This window comes from Bacteroides caecigallinarum (assembly GCF_021530995.1).
Classification (GTDB): Bacteria; Bacteroidota; Bacteroidia; order Bacteroidales; family Bacteroidaceae; genus Phocaeicola; species Phocaeicola faecigallinarum.
Map to the genome: position 1 here is coordinate 1 of NZ_JADYTF010000194.1, position 3,007 is coordinate 3,007.

General features: G+C 43.3%; 2 protein-coding genes. Both read left to right on the forward strand.

The genetic code is table 11. The features are described 5' to 3' along the window. The first annotated feature begins 239 nt into the window (after nt 1–239). Nucleotides 240–1,442 carry a pyridoxal phosphate-dependent aminotransferase gene (locus tag I6E24_RS15815; protein ID WP_235329622.1) on the forward strand — a complete coding sequence of 401 codons (1,203 nt, stop codon included), beginning with the start codon at nt 240–242 and terminating at the stop codon, nt 1,440–1,442. A 3-nt stretch (nt 1,443–1,445) separates the two neighbouring features. Further along, a complete protein-coding gene (locus I6E24_RS15820; protein WP_235329623.1) occupies nt 1,446–2,690 on the forward strand; it encodes an ABC transporter permease in 1,245 nt (414 codons plus the stop codon). Nucleotides 2,691–3,007 lie beyond the last annotated feature (317 nt).

Below are 3,007 nucleotides of genomic sequence, written 5' to 3' on the forward strand. Positions count from 1 at the left end.
CTTATAAAAAATTATTACCGACAACAATATGCTGCCGGTAAATATTTTATTGCCTTTATTCATATGAATATACCAATGGAAGCCTTTGGAATCATTCTACCGTAAATCATTTTAGAGGAAAGATAGTATTTATTTGTAAACAGTGTACGAAAACGAACAAAACTTTCTAAGCGGTTAGTTGTTTTATTTGGCTAATCAGTTTATATTTGCAGTCAAAATTTTATATAACATAATAAATTATGCCACAAATATCCATAAGAGGAAACGAAATGCCAGAATCGCCAATCAGAAAATTGGCTCCATTGGCCGAAGCTGCGAAAGAAAGAGGTATTCATGTGTATCACCTGAATATAGGTCAGCCTGACCTGCCAACTCCACGAGCGGCCTTGGACGCAATTCGTAATATAGACCGTACTGTGTTGGAGTACAGTCCGAGCCAGGGATATAGAAGCTATCGTGAGAAGCTGGTTGGTTATTACAAGAAATATGATATTAATCTTACTGCAGACGATATTATAATCACTACTGGTGGATCGGAAGCGGTACTGTTCGCTTTCATGAGTTGCCTTAATCCGGGCGACGAAATCATTGTGCCTGAACCGGCATATGCCAACTATATGGCTTTTGCAATTTCTGCCGGTGCAATAATTCGAACTGTAACTACTACCATTGAAGAAGGATTTTCATTGCCTAAGGTTGAAAAGTTTGAGGAGCTTATCAACGAACGTACCAAGGGTATACTTATTTGCAACCCTAATAATCCTACAGGCTATCTTTATACTCGCAGAGAGATGAACCAGATTCGCGACCTTGTGAAAAAGTACGATCTGTTCCTGTTCTCGGACGAGGTGTACAGAGAATTCATATATACAGGTTCACCTTATATATCTGCATGCCATCTTGAAGGCATTGAACAGAATGTGGTTCTTATCGATTCTGTATCGAAGAGATATTCTGAATGCGGAATCCGTATCGGAGCCCTGATTACCAAAAATCCGGAGGTGCGCAAGGCTGTGATGAAATTCTGTCAGGCAAGACTTAGTCCTCCGTTGATTGGTCAGATTGCTGCCGAAGCGTCTCTAAATGAGCCTGAAGAATACTCGCGTGAGACATACGACGAGTATGTGGAACGCAGAAAATGCCTGATAGACGGACTGAACAGAATCCCCGGCGTATATTCCCCTATACCTATGGGTGCTTTCTATACGGTAGCGAAACTGCCGGTGGACGACAGTGAGAAGTTCTGTGCATGGTGTCTGTCTGAGTTCGAATACGAGGGTGAAACAGTTATGCTTGCTCCTGCAAGCGGTTTCTATACTACACCGGGAGCCGGAAAGAATGAAGTTCGACTGGCATACGTCCTGAAGAAAGAAGATTTGGTCCGTTCGCTTTTCGTTCTGAGAAAGGCACTGGAGGCATATCCGGGAAGAGTTGACGAATAAAATATGAATTGGAAATTGTTCATTGCCCGTCGTATATACAAGAATAACGACGGAAACAAAGAGGTATCAAAGCCGGCTGTGCGCATTGCCATGGCCGGCATTTCTATTGGTCTAGCCGTGATGATTGTCTCGGTGGCAGTGGTTATCGGCTTCAAAAATCAGGTGCGCGACAAGGTGGTAGGACTAGCTTCCGAGGTTATAGTGACCAGCCTTGACGATGCTCAGCTTTATATGACGGCTCCTATACAGGCAAGCGACAGTCTGATGGAGGCTCTTCAGCAGAAACCGGATATCAGTCACGTGCAGCGATATTCCGTCAAGCCTGGTATGATCATGACTGATGACAGTTTTCAGGGCATGGTGGTGAAAGGAGTGGGGCAGGAGTATGATTTCAGTTATATCCGCGAACATATAACGGAAGGCGAAATCCCGGAGTTTACAGATACGGCAGCCACAAACAAAGTGTTGATTTCTAGGTCTATGGCCGACAAACTGAAACTTAAAACCGGTGACAGAATCTATACTTACTACGTAGATGACAATGTGCGCGCCCGGAGATTGACAGTAGCTGCTATATATCAGACAAATTTCTCGGCTTTCGATGATTATTTCCTGCTGACAGACATTTATACAGTAAACCGTCTCAATAAATGGGAAGCTGATCAGGTGAGCGGAATTGAGATAGATGTGGATGATTACTCGCGCATTGATGCCGTGAATGATGATATCCGCACTGGGTTGTTTGAAGCCTCCGACAAATACGGGCAGAGCTATTTCTCGCGTACCATAGTTGAGGCCAATCCGCAGATTTTTGCATGGCTGGATTTGCTTGACCTTAATGTCTGGGTAATTCTTATACTGATGACAGGAGTGGCGGGATTTACCATGATTTCCGGTCTGCTGATTATAATATTGGAACGTACCAACATGATTGGTGTGCTGAAGGCTATGGGGGCCGACAATAATTCCATCAGGAAAATCTTCCTTTCATTCTCCGTGTTTCTGATAGGGAGGGGTATGCTGTGGGGAAATGTGATAGGACTTTCACTTTGTCTGATACAGTATTTCTTCGAACCGATAAAGCTGGATCCTTCCGTCTATTATGTCAGTTCTGTTCCTATAGAACTGAATTTTCTTATTTATATTCTGCTAAATGTGTTTACGTTGGTCGTTTCTGTGCTGATGCTCGTTGGACCATCCTATCTTATAAGCAGGATTCATCCGGCACGCTCAATCCGTTATGAATAAAGTCTGTTATCAATAATGATGAGTACGCCGGTCCAGGATAAAATATCAAATCAAAGAAACCGTTACACGGACGTGCTGCGCGCGTGACACGTAGGTGTTCCGCTCGTTACACGGATGTGTCGCGTGCGTTGCACGAACGTGTTCCGTTATCTTTTCCTTGACATTACGGGTGATGTGTATGTAAAAATTTTTATTACTGTCCGCTAAAAGTTCATACATCATTATAATGATAGGGCCGTCCTCCGATTTTGGAAGTCAGCCCTATTTTGGTTATCTTTGAGTCACCACACTAAAAGTTTAACCATGAGCAAAAGTAC